General features: G+C 43.4%; 14 protein-coding genes and 1 other annotated feature. Of the genes, 10 read left to right on the forward strand and 4 right to left on the reverse strand.

The window, feature by feature from the left end; genetic code table 11:
- Positions 1 to 232: 232 nt before the first annotated feature.
- Both JMW64_RS01615 and JMW64_RS01620 read left to right on the forward strand, forming a co-directional pair.
- On the forward strand, positions 233 to 1,909 hold the full coding sequence (locus JMW64_RS01615; protein ID WP_201552519.1) for a DUF4209 domain-containing protein: 1,677 nt from the start codon (positions 233 to 235) through the stop codon (positions 1,907 to 1,909).
- Positions 1,910 to 1,921: 12 nt separating this feature from the next.
- Positions 1,922 to 3,141, forward strand: a protein-coding gene (locus JMW64_RS01620; RefSeq protein ID WP_406947480.1) for an IS3 family transposase whose coding sequence is annotated in 2 segments (ribosomal slippage) — positions 1,922 to 2,198 and positions 2,198 to 3,141 — 1,221 coding nt in all. Because the reading frame shifts where the segments join, the coding sequence is not laid out codon by codon here.
- Positions 2,197 to 2,313, forward strand: a sequence feature (AL1L pseudoknot). (Overlaps the previous gene by 117 nt.)
- 229 nt (positions 3,142 to 3,370) lie before the next feature.
- Here JMW64_RS01620 and JMW64_RS01625 read toward each other — a convergent pair.
- Complete coding sequence (locus tag JMW64_RS01625; protein WP_201552521.1) at positions 3,371 to 4,969, reverse strand: GMC oxidoreductase; 1,599 nt, start codon at positions 4,967 to 4,969, stop codon at positions 3,371 to 3,373.
- Positions 4,970 to 5,361: 392 nt separating this feature from the next.
- Here JMW64_RS01625 and trpB point away from each other — a divergent pair, with 392 nt between their 5' ends.
- The 3 genes from trpB to nemA all read left to right on the forward strand — a co-directional run bounded on the left by trpB (position 5,362) and on the right by nemA (position 9,198).
- Positions 5,362 to 6,588: a tryptophan synthase subunit beta gene (gene trpB / locus JMW64_RS01630; RefSeq protein WP_201552523.1), complete on the forward strand. Its 1,227-nt coding sequence runs from the start codon at positions 5,362 to 5,364 to the stop codon at positions 6,586 to 6,588.
- Between the two features lie 204 nt (positions 6,589 to 6,792).
- Positions 6,793 to 7,695 (forward strand): DMT family transporter, encoded by a 903-nt coding sequence (locus JMW64_RS01635; protein ID WP_193011821.1) that lies wholly within the window; start codon positions 6,793 to 6,795, stop codon positions 7,693 to 7,695.
- A gap of 399 nt (positions 7,696 to 8,094) precedes the next feature.
- Positions 8,095 to 9,198: an alkene reductase gene (gene nemA, locus JMW64_RS01640; protein ID WP_055123564.1), complete on the forward strand. Its 1,104-nt coding sequence runs from the start codon at positions 8,095 to 8,097 to the stop codon at positions 9,196 to 9,198.
- 138 nt (positions 9,199 to 9,336) lie between these two features.
- Here nemA and JMW64_RS01645 read toward each other — a convergent pair whose 3' ends face one another.
- The 3 genes from JMW64_RS01645 to JMW64_RS01655 all read right to left on the reverse strand — a co-directional run bounded on the left by JMW64_RS01645 (position 9,337) and on the right by JMW64_RS01655 (position 12,368).
- The gene (locus JMW64_RS01645) at positions 9,337 to 10,305 is read right to left on the reverse strand and encodes a pirin family protein (RefSeq protein ID WP_201552525.1); all 969 of its coding nucleotides are present in this window, start codon (positions 10,303 to 10,305) and stop codon (positions 9,337 to 9,339) included.
- Between the two features lie 347 nt (positions 10,306 to 10,652).
- Entirely contained in the window at positions 10,653 to 11,969 is a 1,317-nt protein-coding gene (locus JMW64_RS01650; protein WP_201501872.1) for a BaiN/RdsA family NAD(P)/FAD-dependent oxidoreductase, read from the reverse strand.
- Between the two features lie 222 nt (positions 11,970 to 12,191).
- Positions 12,192 to 12,368, reverse strand: coding sequence for a hypothetical protein (locus JMW64_RS01655; RefSeq protein ID WP_201552527.1), 177 nt, complete (start codon positions 12,366 to 12,368; stop codon positions 12,192 to 12,194).
- Between the two features lie 190 nt (positions 12,369 to 12,558).
- On the opposite strand from JMW64_RS01655, the gene acs reads away from it, so the two are divergent.
- From acs to JMW64_RS01680, 5 genes are all read left to right on the forward strand, one after another.
- Positions 12,559 to 14,520, forward strand: a complete 1,962-nt coding sequence (gene acs, locus JMW64_RS01660) for an acetate--CoA ligase (protein ID WP_201552529.1) — start codon at positions 12,559 to 12,561, stop codon at positions 14,518 to 14,520.
- A 230-nt stretch (positions 14,521 to 14,750) separates the two neighbouring features.
- Positions 14,751 to 15,929, forward strand: a complete 1,179-nt coding sequence (locus tag JMW64_RS01665; protein WP_201552531.1) for an NAD(P)/FAD-dependent oxidoreductase — start codon at positions 14,751 to 14,753, stop codon at positions 15,927 to 15,929.
- A 78-nt stretch (positions 15,930 to 16,007) separates the two neighbouring features.
- Positions 16,008 to 16,436, forward strand: coding sequence for an MgtC/SapB family protein (locus JMW64_RS01670; RefSeq protein WP_193009250.1), 429 nt, complete (start codon positions 16,008 to 16,010; stop codon positions 16,434 to 16,436).
- A 133-nt stretch (positions 16,437 to 16,569) separates the two neighbouring features.
- Positions 16,570 to 16,821, forward strand: a complete 252-nt coding sequence (locus JMW64_RS01675; protein ID WP_193009251.1) for a hypothetical protein — start codon at positions 16,570 to 16,572, stop codon at positions 16,819 to 16,821.
- 132 nt (positions 16,822 to 16,953) lie between these two features.
- The gene (locus tag JMW64_RS01680) at positions 16,954 to 17,190 is read left to right on the forward strand and encodes a hypothetical protein (RefSeq protein ID WP_227675952.1); all 237 of its coding nucleotides are present in this window, start codon (positions 16,954 to 16,956) and stop codon (positions 17,188 to 17,190) included.
- The last annotated feature ends 611 nt before the right edge of the window (positions 17,191 to 17,801 follow it).

The following is a 17,801-nucleotide window of genomic DNA, read 5'->3' on the forward strand; positions in this document are numbered from 1 at the left end:
AACTAGTTTGTCTGGTGGCGTTCCAACATTCGAGCGACCGCCCCCAGCCATAGTCCGCATCGCCATCGTCTGCGTTAGGATACCGCTACTATCAGGGCTAAACCGCTCCTCAAATTGACTATTGATATCTTAAAGCTTCACTTACTCCTATGTTATTATTAGGACTAAACTTAAGTAAATAAAAAATTATTTCGCTGAGTAAAGTGTTGAATGGTTTTAACGGAGAATGGCGATGAATATTGAGCTAGCCCAGCTAATGGTTGAATTAGATCAGTCAGATGAAAAGCTTACCGAGTCATCCATTGCAACAAAGATTAATGAAGTTACACACGAAGATTCAAGTTCGGAGTCTATTGCAGAGAGGATTGCATTTGGATTTTGTGAGGACTATCAGCATAAACAGAGTGGTTGGGGCACTTACTTTGGTCCTATGATGGTATGGTTTGGAGATGATGGTAAGGCTTATGAAAGTCCTAGCATTTCTTCGATTACTGAAGAAGTTTTGGAACACTGGATAAGTAGATCAAAAAGTACCTCTAACCCAATATTAAAAGCACGTTATTGTGGTCTTATATGGGATTTTTCTAAACCTGCCATTAACAAAAAACCTGAATATACTATTGCCGTTGATTATATAAACGCGCTTCTTGAGATAATAGATAAAGATCTTTGTAAGCATCCGACTGACGCTATTAAAAAAATTATTAGAGCTTACAAGGTTGCAGTTGGCTTTAACAATAGCGATCTCATAGAAAGGTGTATTGAAAGTGCTATTAACCTTGAAGATCGTATAGCGGAGGACAGTAGAGCGGGACTTTGGGGGTTTTGCTTCGATCTTTTTGTTTTAGGTAAGAGCAAGTATCTATCTGAGGATCAAAGAGAAAAATTGATAGAAGATCTTGAGCAGCGATTAACTCGGCTTTCTAAAGATAGCTCTCCATGGGGATGTGAGTCAGCAGGCGTTCGTTTAGCAGATTATTATAGAGTTAAAGGAAACAAAGAAGAAGCAACTCGAGTAATAAAGGTAGTTGGTAGAAGTTTCGAGGATGCGTGCGATGACGTGGCACCTATACAAGCTTCTTCATGGTTGCAACATGTGCACAATATATATGTTAGCTTCAATATGAAAAGTGACATAGAGCGAGTAACGAGAAAGATAACTGAGATAGGTCCAAAAGTTGTAGATAGTATGCAATCCTTCTCTCACAGCATAGAAATACCAAAAGAACAGTTAGAAGCTTATCTCGACTCAATGACAAATGGTGGTCTAGAAAATACACTTGTAAGAATTGCAGCACATTTTATTCCAAAGAAAGATCAAGTAGAGGAACAAGTTTTAGAGCTAGCAAAAAATTATCCGCTGACATACTTTTTTACTAAGACAATTCAAGATCACAAAGGCAGACCTATCGCAACTATTGGCAGCGTTGAAGACGACTTAGAAGGGCATGTGATTCACCAACTTTCTAGTAATTTAAATACTAATGCCTTTTTTCTTAGGCATTCATTAAAAAAGGCGTTAGAAGTTTACAATATAAAAGTGCAAGATTTGACTGACTTTGTATTAGCGTCACCTATATTTGAAGAAACAAAAAAGGATCTTATCCATGCTGGTTTACAAGCGTATTTGGATCAAGATTATATTTCAGCAATACACATATTAGTACCTCAAACAGAAGCTGCTATTCGGTCGTTAGTCGAATTAACAGGAGGGGCAACTTCAAAAAGAAATAGGCAAGGTGGATTGCAATTAAGAACCTTTGATGACTTACTTAGAGATGAGGAAGTCAAAGAATGTTTCGGTATTGATTTATCTTTTTATTTTAGGGTATTACTTACAGAACAGAGAGGTTGGAATATACGTAATGATGTGAACCGCCCCGGGATTGTCGGAGACTCAACATTCTGAGAGAATACGACAATGAAAAAACAAACCTACACTCCTGAGATTAAAGAACGCGCCGTTCGCATGCTGATAGAAGCGTTGGGCGACTATCCCTCCACATGGTCAGCGATTCAAGCCATTGCCCCTAAGATTGGCTGTACGCCTGAAACCCTGCGGTCGTGGCATAAAAAACACATCGATCAAACTATTCCTGCATCGGTGCAAGCGCAAAGTGATAAAGAGCGCATCAAGGAGCTTGAACGCGAATGCAGAGAGCTCAAGCAAGCCAATGAGATCATACGTAAGGCTGCCGCTTTTTTCGCCCAGGCGGAGCTCGACCGCTGACTAAAATCATGATTCAATTCATCGACGATCATAAGAATAATTATGGGGTCGAGCTGATCTGTAGAGTATTACCGATTGCCCCATCAACCTATCACCGTGCTAAAGACTTGGAGAGCTACCCTGAAAAACGCTCACTGCGCAGTCAGCATGACGACTACTATCTCAGCGAGATTAAACGCATCTGGCAGGACAGCAAATGCCGTTACGGTGCGCGTAAAGTATGGCAGCAGATGAAAGCTGACGGGTTAAAGGTTGCTCGGTGTACCGTAGAGCGATTAATGAAGCAGTATGGCCTACAAGGCGTCTGGCGTGGCAAAGGCAAGATTACCACCAACAGCCGTGACGACCAAAAGCGCGCTGATGACTTAGTCAATCGTAACTTTAGCGCTTATCGTCCTAACCAGCTGTGGGTTGCAGATTTTACCTATATCAAGACGACAAGCGGCTGGGTCTATACCGCTTTTATTATTGATGTGTTTGCCCGTGCTATCGTTGGTTGGAAGGTATCTAATCGTATGAACACCGATATGGTGATGGCGGCTTTAAATCAAGCAATAGCAGATAGAAACCATCCCAAAGATGTCATTCATCACAGTGATCGAGGGGTTCAGTACTTATCCATTCGCTATACTGATAAAATGACGGATTCTGGCGTGATTGCCTCTGTTGGTACAACAGGCGACTCTTATGACAACGCATTGGCTGAAACGGTCAATGGGCTTTATAAGTCTGAGGTGATTCATTATTTAAAGCAAAACTGGACTGGTGTGAACGATGTTGAACTGGCAACCCTTGAGTGGGTGGACTGGTTTAATAAAACACGACTGCATAGTACGATTGGTTATGTGTCACCTTTTGATTTTGAAAAGCGGTATTATGATAATTTAACCCTGTCAGGCATCGCTGCCTGACTCAAGTAAATCACTCTCCGATAAAGTCGGGGCGGTTCATAATGATGTATGCCATGCGATAAGTCCATCAGGAGCATTCAACTGCTCTGTAGCAGATAGGGTTGTGCATGTAATTCTTTGTTTAGCACAGGTAAGAGTGACAGAAACCTGAGAACTTATCGCAATAAGAGCTTGTTAGATGAAAAGCGCTAAAGAACGTTTTGTTCTTATCTAACCAAACCCCAACAACCTACCCAAGATCTTCCTTCAATATAGCCACCATATTTCGTTCGGCAAGTCCGGTAATAAACACATACGGATTGACGCCAGCGCTACCGGGGATTAACGCGCCATCTTGCACGTAGATATTTTCGTGCCCTTTGACGCGTCCAACCTCATCGGTCGCTTTGCCCAATACGCAGCCACCAAGTGGGTGATAGCAGAAGTTATCGCCGAAGCCTTTGGTAAATAAAAGGCTTGAAGTAGAGCCGCCATTTACTTTGGCTAGCTTATCTAACAGCTCTTTGGCAGCATTTACTGAATACTTATTCTGCTCGCGTTTCCAATTCAGTTTGACGGTTTTGCTGGCTTTGTCAAAGTAATAGTTGCCGCGTTCTGGATTGTCAGTGATGGCGAGATAGAGCGTCGTCCAAGTCTCAAGCCCTAACGGTAATGGCGCGAGTTCGGCAAAGATTTTGTACTTCGAGCCGCCTCTATCACCGTCCCACATATTGATGCCTTTAACCGGAATAGTAGATTGGGTGGTGCCAGCCGCATGGACGAAATTTCGTCCCGTCATGATGTTGCCGTTGGGTCCCCAATGCTTTCCAATATGCTCGTTTAAGTTATTAAGCTTGCCCTCCGCTTGGCTTTTAAGTAGCAGCTCTGAGGTGCCCGTACTGCCTGCATTAAGGAAGAGCTTATCGCAAGTGTAATGCTCCACTTCATCCACACCGCCAGTTTTATTGATGACATGGACTTCTAAACGCAGTTGGTCGTTATCGAGCGCTTGAATGCTATTAACTTTGCGCAAGGTTTTTACCGTGACGTTGCCAGTGGCTTCAGCGTCTTTTAGGTAGGTTAAGTCCAGTGAGAACTTGCCAGCGTTATTACCGTAGATGACTTCACCGCCCAGTCCTGATTTATAGACTTCGCCCTTCGCTTCCTTTTGCATATAGTCAAAATCGTAGCTATTACCGAAAAACTCTGTTTTTAGTCCCGCTTTTTCGGCTTGGCGTTCAGCTGAACGAGTAAATTCGTAGTGCTCGGATTGATTAAAAAATGACTCCGGAATTTGGCTGACTTTTAATTCTCGCATAGCACGAGGGAAGTAAGTGTCGTACATCTCATCAGCATCAATCCAAGGGAACGTTTCTTCAAAGTGCGAGCGTCTTGGCTGAATAGCAATCGCGCCATTGACGATAGAGCCGCCACCATAAGCACGCCCTGCGAATACTTTCATATCGTCGTATTCGATTAAATCCAACACCCCAGGATATTTTCTGATAGGGATTGGAATCGGAATAGGAGCGTTTGGCATATTGCTAAACCAGCTTGAGCGTTTATCAGCGCTAATCATTTTGCAAAAGGTATCATGTTCGGGTGTTCTGTCCCAGCGCATACCCATCTCAAGTATCAACACTTTATGACCTTTTTCGCTCAATCGCAGCGCCGATACCGCACCACCATAGCCACTACCAACGATGATATTAGGAAAATGCCCAGCTTGGATGACTTGACTCGGTAGCTTTGGCTGCTTGGCAAGCGCTTGGCAACCACTCACCGTAGCGGAGGTGCTGATAGCCCCTAAGGTTAAACCCATGGCTTTAATCAGTTGGCGTCGTTGCATGGTGTATCCTAATTTGATATTTAAGCTAAAAAGCCCGTATGAAATAATATTAGCTTTCAACCGCAAAGATGCGCTAAGCCAAGCGAGCATCATATTAGCAAACATAGGTTGCATTATTATTTCAGTCACACGATTGCTGTAATACTTATAGGCAAGTCGAACTTTAATTCACTGATTATTCTTGCAAGTTTTTAGTTAATGACTTAACCAGTTACTTAGCAAATTATTTTTATAGTAAGTCGTAAACTTGACCAAATAGGGAATTTACCTTATTATCTTGTTTCAATGTACTAGAACACAAATACATTGAAATACTCTTATCCTTAAAAAAGCTAAATAATTCGGCAAAAATATTAATGCTAATACTTCATTTAAAATAATAAGGCTTAACTATGACAACGCAAAATACCGCTACTGGCTATGGATTACATCAATCAATTTTGCCCAATGACGATGGTTTATACGGAGAGTTCGGTGGCAAAATCGGTCATCCTGAGCTTGCCAAAGCCATGGCAGAAATCGAAGTAGGCTTTCGTGAAATCATTAAAAATGACGATTTTATTGCTGAGATGAAGCGCTTGCGTGAGACCTATGTTGGTCGTCCAAGTCCTATTTATCATGCGCAGCGTTTGACCGAGCACTGCGGCGGCGCGCAGATTTATTTTAAGCGTGAAGATTTAAATCATACGGGCGCGCATAAGATTAATCACTGTCTGGGTGAAGTGTTGTTAGCCAAAAAATTAGGCAAAAAAAAGGTGATTGCCGAAACGGGTGCGGGGCAACATGGCGTAGCGTTGGCAACGGCAGCAGCATTGATGGGTTTGGAGTGTGAGATTCACATGGGTGTGGTCGATATTAAAAAGGAGCATCCAAACGTCAGTCGTATGAAGATTTTGGGTGCCAATATCGTGCCAGTCTCGCGTGGCGCGGGTACGCTAAAAGAAGCAGTCGATAGCGCTTTTGAGACTTATTTGAATGAGCTTGATAGCAGTATGTTTGCGATTGGCTCGGCATTGGGACCAGCGCCATATCCTGAAATGGTCAGCTACTTTCAATCGGTGGTCGGACATGAAGCACGGGCGCAGTTCCTAGCGACGACCGGTAGGCTACCTAATAAGGTTGTGGCCTGTATTGGCGGCGGCTCCAATGCAATTGGTATGTTTAGCGGCTTTTTTGATGATAAAGATGTAGAAAAAATAGGCGTGGAACCCGCAGGTGAAGGTCTGGATACCCCTAATCATGCGGCGACGATGTCGCTCGGCGTGAAAGGTGAGATTCATGGTTTTAAATGCTACGTGCTGCTCGATGAAAAAGGCGAGCCAGCTCCCGTACATTCGATTGCCTCCGGTCTTGATTATCCAGGGGTTGGACCACAGCATTCACATCTGCGAGATTTAAAACTGGCTACTTATGAGTCGGCAACTGATGCTGAATGTCTAGAAGCGTTCATGGCATTGTCGCGCCTTGAGGGTATTATTCCTGCCTTAGAGTCGGCACATGCCATCGCCTATGCGATGAAAATCGCCAAAGATATGTCAGCGGATGAGACGATTTTGGTCAATTTGTCAGGGCGAGGCGATAAAGACATTGATTTTATTTTGGATAAAGTGAATTTGTAGAAGAAATTGGCTATAAATACAAAAAATACAACACCCATTGAGCGATTAAAAAGTTATCATCGAGGTTTTTTTTATCACACGATACTTTTTACGACTCAGCCTTTTATAAATGCGCTTTTATGATGAATTTTTGATAATGAGAAGTTCATAAATCGCCATTTTATAAGTCAGGAGCAGTCGTCTAACGCTTGATAGGATTCACTCATGTCTAACCGCGACCTCATTATTTTTATGACACTGTCCTTTATGTGGTCGCTGTCTTTTATTTTTTATCGTATTGGTGTGCCTGAATTTGGCTCGTTGGCTTTTGCGAGCCTGCGTGTGGTCTTGGCTGGGCTGACCATGCTGGTTTTTGTTTTAATCAGCCCAAAAAACAGAGAGGGCATACGGGATAATTGGAAAGTGTTGACGCTGGTTGGATTATTTTCTGCGGCTATTCCTTTTATCCTGTTTGCTTTTTCAGCGCGCTCGGTAAACGCTGGAGTATTGGCGGTGCTCAATGCGTCTGTGCCAATGATGAGCGGTTTCATCGCCAGCACCTTTTTTAAAGACAGACTGTCAAGAAAGCAAATTCTCGGTTTAGTCATCGGTGTTATTGGTGTGATTATTTTGATGAGTGAAAATTTATTTGGCGGTAGCGGTCAGGGTGCTGAGTCAAGTTCAGGGTTGCTACCAATGGGCTATGCGTTACTGGCCTGTGTCGGTTATGCCGTCGGTGCCAATATCACCAGAAACTACTTATATAATGTCTCACCAGTCGCTATTACCGCAGGTTCGCTTATCATTGCCAGTATTATCATGCTGCCAATAGCGGTCTACGAATTCCCATATGGCAAAAGCATTAGCCTTACTGCTTGGGTTTCTGTCATTTGTATTGGCGTATTTTCAACCGCCATTGCTCTGATTTTTATGAATCAATTGATAAAAAGCATTGGCCCTATGCGCGCCACCAGTATTACCTTGGTGATTCCGATTTTTGCCATTATTTTTGGTTATCTGCTGCTTGGTGAGGCGTTGGACACACCAGCGATTATTGGCTCGATGGTGATATTATTTGGTACGTATCTATCTTTAGAGTTGTCTATTAAAAAGATGCTCAAGTCATAAAGGTCTTTGATTGATTCATCGTTCAGGCGGATAGGTGATGAGTAGATTTTTGACTGAGAGGTTATGAGTACAAGTTATTTGTAATTAATAATATTCTGCTATTTATGTTTTTCAATGGAGAGGGTTACTGCCAAATCCAATGCCAATAGTTTAGATTAACTTTATTAAATGTATCTGTTTGTAAATTATACTTGAATATAAGCAGCTATTCCTCATTAAGAAAATGGCTGGTTAATGTAGTGTTTCACTTATTTCTAGTTAAGCTATTAGCGAAGCAACGATGCATTCTATTGACCCAATAACTTAGAAGGTTTTCATAGTTTGATCAAATTACTTAAGAGTAATAAGTATCATAATAATGAATACCAACTCATAAAAACAAACAAAGTAAGGCTTTTTATGGCACACGATAATTTATTTGAACCCGTAAAAATGGGTACGCAGACCTTAAAAAACCGTATCATCATGGCACCGTTGACACGTCTGCGTTCGATCGAACCTGGCGATGTACCGACGGCACTTGCTGGAGAGTATTATTCACAGCGTGCGAGTGCTGGGCTTGTTATTACTGAAGCGACGCAGGTATCTTTTCAGGCAAAGGGCTATGCTGGCGCGCCGGGTATCCATACCCAAGATCAAATCACTGCGTGGAAAACCATCGTTGATAATGTCCATGCCAAAGGTGGCAAAATTGTCGTACAGCTATGGCACACAGGATTGGTCGCGCATGAAAGCGTGCAGCCTGATGGCAAAGCGCCGATCTCAGCGTCTGATGTGCATGTCGGTGTGCGTACGTCATTGCGTGATAGCAATAACCACGCCATCCGCGTTGAAGCGACCACGCCACGTCCAGCCACCCTTGACGAAATTAAGCAAGTCATCGCTGATTTTGCCCAAGCGACCAAAAATGCTAAAGAAGCAGGCTTTGATGGGGTAGAGATTCATGGTGCACACGGTTATCTATTGCATCAGTTTTGGGTTGAGCAAACCAATCAACGTGATGATGAGTATGGCGGTAGCCGTGAGAATCGTGCGCGTTTAACACTTGATGTTATCGATGCTTGTGTTGATGCGTGGGATGCTGATCATGTGGGTATTCGTATCTCGCCACTTGGCACGTTTAACAATGTAGAAGCAGGCTACAACGAAGACGAAAACATCTGGCTAGTTGAACAGATCAATAAGCGTGGTCTGATGTATTTGCATATCTCTGAGCCTGATTGGGCAGGTGGCACGCCTTATAGTGATGCATTCCGTCAGCGTGTCCGTGATGCTTTTGATAATATGATTATCGCTGCTGGTGGCTATACGGCTGAAAAAGCGGAGAAAAATATCAAGGAAGGCTATATCGATGCGGTTGCTTTTGGCCGTGATTATATCGCCAATCCTGATTTGGTTGAGCGTATCCGGGAAGGGGCGGCGCTCAATGAGCAGCACCCAGAGAGTTTTTATGGTGGCGGTAATGAAGGCTATACCGATTATCCATTCCTTAACCAAGCATAATCGATAATCAGCTGCCCTTATGATTAGCTAACCTTAAGGTGTGTTAAAAACACCCTCACCGTTAGCCGATACATAAGCACATAATAAAAAGCCACCTGACGCAGACCGTCAGGTGGCTTTTTGATGCCTGTATTTTAACTATTTGACAAAGTTGCCCGTTTGGTAATCCCGAAACGTTTGGCGGAGCTCTTCTTGGGTATTCATTACAAAGGGTCCATAACCTGCGACTGGTTCACCGATAGGTTCGCCGCTTAATAGTAAAAGCTTGACTGGTGCTTGCTCGCCATTTTCGGTAGCAGGATAATGCAGCTCAATGTTATCAGTAGCCAGTGTTTGCTGAGCTTGGTCATCAGTACGGTGCTGAGTTGGCGCATCAAATTGAATCAAATTACCGGCACTGACTGACGTACCATTGACCAGTAGCTCACCTTCTTGTACTAGCAGTAGTGTATTGTGGGTGTTGGGCACTTTTAGCGTCGTCGCACCCGCAGTATGCAGCTCAATATCCCATAAGTTAATCGGGGTAAAGGTATTTGCCGCGCCTGTGATTTCTTGCCACGCACCAGCAATGATAGCCGCCTTACCAATTATCGTTTGGTGATCAGGGTTGCTGCTGTCGATCAGCTCAACGATAGGCAGATCTGCCCGTTTGATGCTTTGATAGTTTGGGTCGGTCAGTTTGTGCGCACTTGGCAAGTTAACCCACAGTTGCACCATACTAAAGACCCCACCGCGTTTACCGAAAGCCTCCGAATGAAACTCTTCGTGCATGATGCCACGACCTGCGGTCATCCATTGCACATCGCCTTTTTGAATAATCCCTTGCCCGCCTACTGAATCGGCATGACTGATTTCACCTTCGTAGGCGATAGTGACGGTTTCAAAGCCTTTGTGTGGATGCTGTCCAACCCCATGCGGCTGTGTTTTATAATTGGGGTTCGGATGAAAGGTCGTTGGTTTGCCATAATCGAATAATAAAAAAGGGTCGGTATGGCTATAATTAAAATGAGGGTTGTCGTCAAGATGGTTGATTAAGGTCTTTACATAAAAACCGTCACCTACCCAGTGCGGCGCTTTATCACCATGAATATTTTTAATAGGACGCATTTATTACCTCGTCAGACAAAACGTATTTTTTAATAAAAAAGTTCTGTTAAGTTACGCTACATTTATAGCTACCTATATTGTGTTTATTTTAATAATTTATCAAGGTCTAATGTCGATAAAAGGCAACTTAAGTAGAATAAAAATAGAGATATCTCGTTAGGGTGTGTTGGGCATTTAGCCATAGCACTGTTTATAAGTGCTGTTTATAAGTGCTGTTTATAAGTGCTGTTTATAAGTGCTGTTTATAAGTGCTGTTTATAATTGCTGTTTATAATTGCTATCTGTAAGCACTGCCGATAAGCACTGTTTATGATTAAACAATGCCAAATCGTTATGATTAAATGAGGTTAAACCACTTCACCGCAGACAAAGCCACTGGCCCATGCCCATTGGAAGTTATAGCCGCCGAGCCAACCAGTAACATCCAGCACTTCACCGATAAAGTATAAGCCCTCTTGCATGTTGCTTTGCATGGTCTTTGAGGAGACTTCATCAGTTTTTACGCCGCCGCGGGTCACCTCAGCGGTACGATAGCCTTCTGTACCAGAGGGTTTGAGCTGCCAGCCATTCAAAGTCGCGCCAAGCTCCGTCAGCCGCTCATCTTTAATATTGGCAAGTTCGGTATCTTTGATATCGTCCCAAAGGTGCGTTTGTAGCGCGGCAAGCAGCTTTTTTGGTAACTTATTACTGTCATCGCCGCTATCGGTATAATCCGCGACGACCGTCCGAATCAGTTGCTTTGGGTGCGATTTTTTGTGCGCAAGGAGCAGCGCTGTCATGTCGATATTTGGCAGCAGGTTAATACTAATGGTCTCGCCAGTGTGCCAATAGTTTGATAGTTGTAGCATAGCAGGGCCTGACAGCCCGCGATGGGTAAACAACATGGGCAATTTAAAAGAGATGCGCTCATTACTAGCGATGACTGGCAAACTAATACCAGCCAAAGATCGGATAAGCTCGCCCGTTTTATCCGTAAAGGTAAAAGGCACTAAGCTGGCATCGGTTGCGATCAGCGTGTGCCCAAATTGCTGCGCCAATTCATATCCTAAACCACTGGCTCCCATCGTTGGAATAGACAGTCCGCCCGTGGCGACCACGAGTGACTCACAGCGGTAGCCTGTTTGCGGCAGTTTGGTTTGATTGGCGGATTCTTTTCTCTCTTGCTTTTCTTTTTTGCTAAGCTGCTTGCTGGTCAGTAATTCAAATTTGGCGTTCTTGCCGTTTTCGATAGCTTGCACACTGTCAATCTGCGCATTTAGCTTTACTTGTACACCAGCTGCCGTACATTCCGCGAGGAGCATGGTCAAAATATCTTGCGCTGAATCATCACAAAACAGCTGACCATGTTCGCGCTCATGGTAAGGGATCTTATGTGCTGCCACCATACCAATAAATTCCCAGCTGGGATAACGACTGAGCGCGGATTTACAGAAATGTTGATTGGCACCGATAAAGTGCTCAGGCTCCACATAATAATTGGTAAAGTTGCAGCGTCCACCACCTGACATGAGGATTTTTTTGCCCGCTTTATTGGCATGGTCTAATACCAGTACGCGGCGACCACGGCGACCCGCTGTGAGCGCACAGTATAGCCCTGACGCGCCAGCGCCGATGATGATGACATCATAGTGGGTGTATTGTGATGCATTGCGCAGATTGCTCATGGTAGTCTCATAAAATAATAGGTTTAAAAACCAGCCACCAAATCCGTCATCGAATCAACAACGCCGATTGCTTATCTTTATAGCAGCAGGTCAATAAGAGGGTTTGGTGAAGGGTGTATTTTGGCGTCGTATCTCGCGTGTAGCTATTGTCCATATTTCATACAAGGTTACAAGGATTAAATGTCATATCGTTATCTGATATCTGGACGGTGATGCCTTTGTTTATACCAAAATCAAAATTTGTGCCAAAATCAAAACATGTTTTAAATTGGCCAATACCAATACCAATACCAATACCAATACCAATACCAATACCAATACCAATACCAATACCAATACCAATACCAATAGTAAAAGCGAGTAGATGCAAAACCACACCTCGTCAATAAATTTTATCATGGGTGAGCAAGTATACCGCTATATAGGCATATTGTTATGAATGGCTTTTGATACCTTGCAACCGTTCTGCTTATTTGTCAAACTAACCATGAGTGTCACACATTATGGAAGATGACCCTTATCACCTGTACAGGCAGTCGTTTTCGACCGTTATGCGTGCAGGTCATAATAATTAAAAAGGACAAATACGATGACTCAAAAATCATTCCCCATTGCGGCCGAATTTATCGCTGCTGCCAATACTACCGCTGAACAATATCGCGAAGACTACGAAAAATCTATCGAATCACCTCAGGCTAATGATGCTTTTTGGGCGAAGCGTGCCGAGCTGATCGATTGGATAAAAAAACCGACCAAAATCAGCGACGTTAACTATGATTTGGATGATTTTCGCATAAAATGGTTTGAGGATGGCGAGTTGAATATCTCTGTCAATTGTCTCGACCGACATGTCAAAAAAAATCCTTACAAGCCTGCCATTATTTGGGAGGGCGATCACCCTTCACTGCACAAAATCATCTCCTTTAAAGAGCTACATCAAGCGGTCTGTCGCTTGGGTAATTCCATGCGTAAGCTTGGGGTCAAAAAAGGCGATCGCGTGACCTTATATATGCCGATGATACCTGAAGCAATGATAGCGATGCTGGCATGTACACGTATTGGCGCTGTACATTCCGTGGTCTTTGGTGGCTTTTCTGCTGAGAGCTTGGGCAATCGCCTGATAGACAGCCGCTCAAAAATCATCATTACGGCTGATGAAGGCTTACGTGGTAATAAGCATACGCCGCTCAAAGCCAATGTCGATCGGGCACTAGATATGGATGGCACTGATAGCGTGACCAACGTCATAGTCGTTCATCGTACGGGCAATTCTGTACCGATGAGTGGTCGCCGTGATGTTTGGTATCATAACTTGGTCGATGGCGAGTCAGAACATTGCGAGCCAGAAGTTATGAATGCCGAAGACCCGCTATTTTTGTTGTATACCTCTGGCTCTACTGGCAAACCTAAAGGTGTGCTGCATACCACGGGCGGCTATATCACCTATGCTCTCTCTACTTTTCGAGATGTGTTCGATATTAAAGACGATGACGTCTACTGGTGTACTGCGGACGTAGGCTGGATCACAGGTCATACTTATGCAACCTATGCCCCGCTTGCCAATGGCACGACGACGGTGATGTTCGAGGGTGTACCAGAATATCCCACATGGGCACGCATCGGTCATATTATCGATAAGCACGATGTGACCATTCTGTACACTGCACCGACGGCGATTCGAGCGATGATGAAGGAGGGCGATGTCTTTGTGAGGGAGTCTGATCGTTCAGGTTTGCGACTACTCGGAACAGTCGGCGAGCCGATCAATCCAGAAGCATGGGACTGGTATTATCATGTCGTCGGCGGCGGCAAGTGTCCGATTGTAGATACTTGGTGGCAAACTGAGACAGGCGGCATCCTCATGGCACCGATACCGGGCACGGTCGCCCTCAAGCCGGGTGCAGCGATGAATCCTTTGTACGGTATCAAGCCAGAGATTGTTGATAGTGACGGTACTATGCTAGAAGGCTCTGCTGAAGGAAACCTAGCTATTAACAGCAGTTGGCCGGGGCAAATGCGTACTATTTATAATGACCATGAGCGTTTTTTACAGACGTACTTTAGTGAGTATCCCGGTTATTATTTCACTGGTGATGGGGCGCAGCGTGACGAAGATGGACATTACTGGATCACAGGTCGCGTCGATGATGTGCTTAACGTTGCAGGGCATCGTCTGGGAACAGCAGAAATTGAGAGCGCCGTGGTCGCGCATCCTGCGACAGCGGAGGCCGCCATTGTCGGGATGCCGCACGAGATTCGCGGCATGGGCGTTTGTGCCTTTATTATTCTAAAATCGGGTGAAAAAGAGACAGAGGCGCTAAAGGCTGAGCTGAATCGACATGTTCGCGCTGAGATTGGTCCGATTGCCAATTTGGATGCTATTCATATCGTTGAAGCGTTACCCAAAACCCGCTCGGGCAAAATCATGCGCCGGATTTTACGTAACCTTGCGGCAGGTCAATATGTTGGTTTGGGTGATTTGTCTACTCTTGCGGATAGCTCGGTGATTAATCAGCTGGTTGAGGTAGTCAAAGCTGCGCGAGGAGAGTAGGCTAAATTATCGATTAAAAGCACGTTCAGTAAATAGACGATTAGCGTTCAGAAAAGTCATGTTATGAAAACTAGCATGGCTTTTTTACGCAGACGATATTGATATCAACAAACTTTAAAGGTTCAATACTTTCTATAACCATCTTATCTAACGATAACCACATTATCTAAAACATTCCTACTATTATCGCTCCCTTTTTTATCAAACATTATATGAGGCCTGCTGTCATTATGACCAATCACTCTTTGCCCGCTGTCGCTACAGAATCACCAAAAATCGCTATCATTGGTGGTGGTTTGACGGGGCTGTTTACCGCTACATTATTAGAGCGCGCCTTTGCTCAAAACATAGCACAAGATAGTGCGCAAAGACCCTTACCGCCAATTACTGTCTTTGAAAAGTCACGTAGTGTAGGGCGTTTAGCCACTCGATATCGTACTGATAGCCACACTGGCAAAAACTGGCAATGGGCATTTGGGGCACAATTTTTTACGGCCAAGACGGCAAGTTTTAAGCAATTCATTACGCCTTGGTTAGAGACGGGATTGCTACAGCCATGGTGCGCGCAGGTGATCGATTTAACACCAGCGAATCATGATACTCAATCGCCTGATATTTACATCAAAGAGCAATGGAACACCACGCAAGCCCGCTATATTAGTACGCCAAAAATGACCAGTTGGGGACGTACACTGGCTGATGAGTTGCAGTACAGCACCATAAAATTTAAAACCCGCGTTGCGCCATTGGCTCAATTTGACAGGTCTATAGCGGCAAAGGTTGATAAAAAAACTGAGCTATTTGACGAAACTGGTGCGAGTCTAGGTCACTTTCACTGGGTGATATGTACCGCGCCTAATGGTCAGACCATAGAGCTAATGGCAGAGAGCGGCTTTGCTGAGCAAGCCAAGATTTCTAAGCCAACAATGCTGGCGTGCTATACGCTGATGTTAGGATGGGATAATTTTGATACATTACCAAAAATGTTAAGCGCTCAAGCAGCGCCACGCTGGGATGTGGCTTATCTGAATAACTCTATACTCGATAGAATATTTATCGAGCATCAAAAACCTGCTCGCGATGACCTGCTACCCAGTGTCACTATTCATGCGCGCAACGATTGGTCAGAGCAGCATGTCGATGACGATATGGAGACGATTAAAGTGCAGTTATTAATAGCTGCCAAGCAAGCATTGAATTGGAATGATGAACATGCTCCTAGCCAAATAGATTGCCATCGTTGGCGTTATGCCGCCACTGTCACTGATAGTGATAAAGAAGTATTAGGCATCTTGATAGACGAGTCTCATCAATGGATTGTCAGTGGTGATTGGTGCGGACAAGGCAATATCGAAAGTTGCTATCAAATGGCGCAACAGACGGTTGAGGCAATTAACAAAGCAAAATAATGGCCAAGTTTACTTAGCGACTGCGCTATCCGAAACTGGACTTTAAGGGTGTTTTCTTAATATGAAAAGGTGATAACGATGTTTGGATTCGACATAGATTTAGAGCTGATGGGCTATCATTTTTTCCAGTTGGGCATCGCCTTTGTATTGTCATTACCGATTGCTCTTAATCGTGAGATGAAAGACAACGGCGCGGGGTTAAGGACGTTTCCACTGGTAACCATTGCTTCATGCGCGTTTATGTTGGTTGGTATGGATATTTATGATGCTACTGGTGAAGCGAGAATCATGTATGCCATCATCACAGGTATGGGATTTATCGGTGGTGGGGCGATTTTTAAAAATGAAAAAGGCTCAAAGGGCACTGCCACTGCAGCGAGCTTATGGAATACAGGTGCCATCGGTATTTCGGTGGCTTACGGTCGTTATGAGATTGCCATTATATTATCGGTCGTTGGTTTTTTGATTTTGCAATTCTCAGAGCCCTTTAAAGTTAAAAAACACTAAGCGATGGGTGCGACGAGTTAACCTGCATATACACTTAAATACTAAAGAGACTATAAATCAATACTATATAGTATTTCTATATCTATATGATATAGCAAGAAATCTATAAATTGTTGAAAATAAAGGATAGTTTATGAGTACCAGATTGAGAGGTAGTGGGCTGACTTGTGCCATGCTAGCACGAGGGGATAAGCAGGTTTTATGCGCGGTCAGTAATGAGAGCGACGAGCAAGCGATGGCTAGTATCGATAGCACTGAATATGATTCGCTAAGGCACATTATTTCTTTTGAAAATGATAAATTCTCCTGTAAAGAAGGCGTTGAATGGCAATGCGCCATACCAGTAAAAAAAGTAGAACTTTTTTATGATGATCTAAATCTATAGCCGCTTATAACTGAAAATTTGTGTATTAATTTGTAATACTTTAATTGAAAATAAAGCTACCCAAATTGCTAAGAAACAGTTATATTCGTATAACATAATATACAAAATAGTACGAAGTTAGAGGTGAATATAGTGCTTAGAGGAAGTGAGCTGACTCGTGTAATGCTTGAGCATGGCTGCCATGAGATATGGTGTGCGGTAGATGATAATAGTGATGAAGAAGCTATGTGTGATCAAGATTCGAACGATTTTACTGCCCAAATCGTGTCTTATCATAACAACAGATTCTATTGTACTGCTGGTACTGCGTGGCTATTCGCTGTGCCAATTAAGATAACTGCGATGACACTGAGTGATGTAAAGCTCTGAATACCTTTCTTTGTCTTATTAAGCCATCGCCGCTTCATTATTTGTATTATAAAAACCCACCTTATGGTGGGTTTTTCCTTATAAGCAATATGCCACTTCTTAGATTATTGCTCAAACGATACAGATTTTTGCAAATGGTTATACTTGTATATAACAAAAACCTTTAACTAAGCATAAATTGTAGGCAAAAAAAGAGCCCACAGAGGAGGAACTGTGGGCCGAGGAAAACTGATCGTGTAAAGGAACTACAGAGGCAGTGGTTGTGACCTATTGTTATTATGAGTTTTTCTATATTAACTAATATTAGGGTGGTGGTGATTAATTCAATAACTGCATATATTTACTTACATATTTAAGTGTACAAGTGTTTTTATCAGAATCGCTATCATAGCGCAATTGACAGCGGTTTGGCTATTTTGGTTACATGACATTACGTTTAGAGCTTATGAGAGAGAAAATTAACGTCATATTTCATCTCCAGTAGATGAGTCTTTTGGTCGTGTCATATCTAGCATTGAAAAATGCGTAGCAAAGTTTTGTAGTTGTATATGAAAGATTGATTAATTTTAATAGTCACTCCACTATAAAAATATTACTGCGTTAATCTCGCT

Source organism: Psychrobacter immobilis, from assembly GCF_904846065.1.
GTDB classification, from domain to species: domain Bacteria; phylum Pseudomonadota; class Gammaproteobacteria; order Pseudomonadales; family Moraxellaceae; genus Psychrobacter; species Psychrobacter immobilis_H.

Bases quoted from the DNA above. Each gene is read 5' to 3' on its own strand.
- JMW64_RS01615 (WP_201552519.1), top strand. From the start codon at position 233: ATGAATATTGAGCTAGCCCAGCTAATGGTTGAATTAGATCAGTCAGAT.
- JMW64_RS01625 (WP_201552521.1), bottom strand. From the start codon at position 4,969: ATGCAACGACGCCAACTGATTAAAGCCATGGGTTTAACCTTAGGGGCT.
- trpB (WP_201552523.1), top strand. From the start codon at position 5,362: ATGACAACGCAAAATACCGCTACTGGCTATGGATTACATCAATCAATT.
- JMW64_RS01635 (WP_193011821.1), top strand. From the start codon at position 6,793: ATGTCTAACCGCGACCTCATTATTTTTATGACACTGTCCTTTATGTGG.
- nemA (WP_055123564.1), top strand. From the start codon at position 8,095: ATGGCACACGATAATTTATTTGAACCCGTAAAAATGGGTACGCAGACC.
- JMW64_RS01645 (WP_201552525.1), bottom strand. From the start codon at position 10,305: ATGCGTCCTATTAAAAATATTCATGGTGATAAAGCGCCGCACTGGGTA.
- JMW64_RS01650 (WP_201501872.1), bottom strand. From the start codon at position 11,969: ATGAGCAATCTGCGCAATGCATCACAATACACCCACTATGATGTCATC.
- JMW64_RS01655 (WP_201552527.1), bottom strand. From the start codon at position 12,368: ATGATAAAATTTATTGACGAGGTGTGGTTTTGCATCTACTCGCTTTTA.
- acs (WP_201552529.1), top strand. From the start codon at position 12,559: ATGACTCAAAAATCATTCCCCATTGCGGCCGAATTTATCGCTGCTGCC.
- JMW64_RS01665 (WP_201552531.1), top strand. From the start codon at position 14,751: ATGACCAATCACTCTTTGCCCGCTGTCGCTACAGAATCACCAAAAATC.
- JMW64_RS01670 (WP_193009250.1), top strand. From the start codon at position 16,008: ATGTTTGGATTCGACATAGATTTAGAGCTGATGGGCTATCATTTTTTC.
- JMW64_RS01675 (WP_193009251.1), top strand. From the start codon at position 16,570: ATGAGTACCAGATTGAGAGGTAGTGGGCTGACTTGTGCCATGCTAGCA.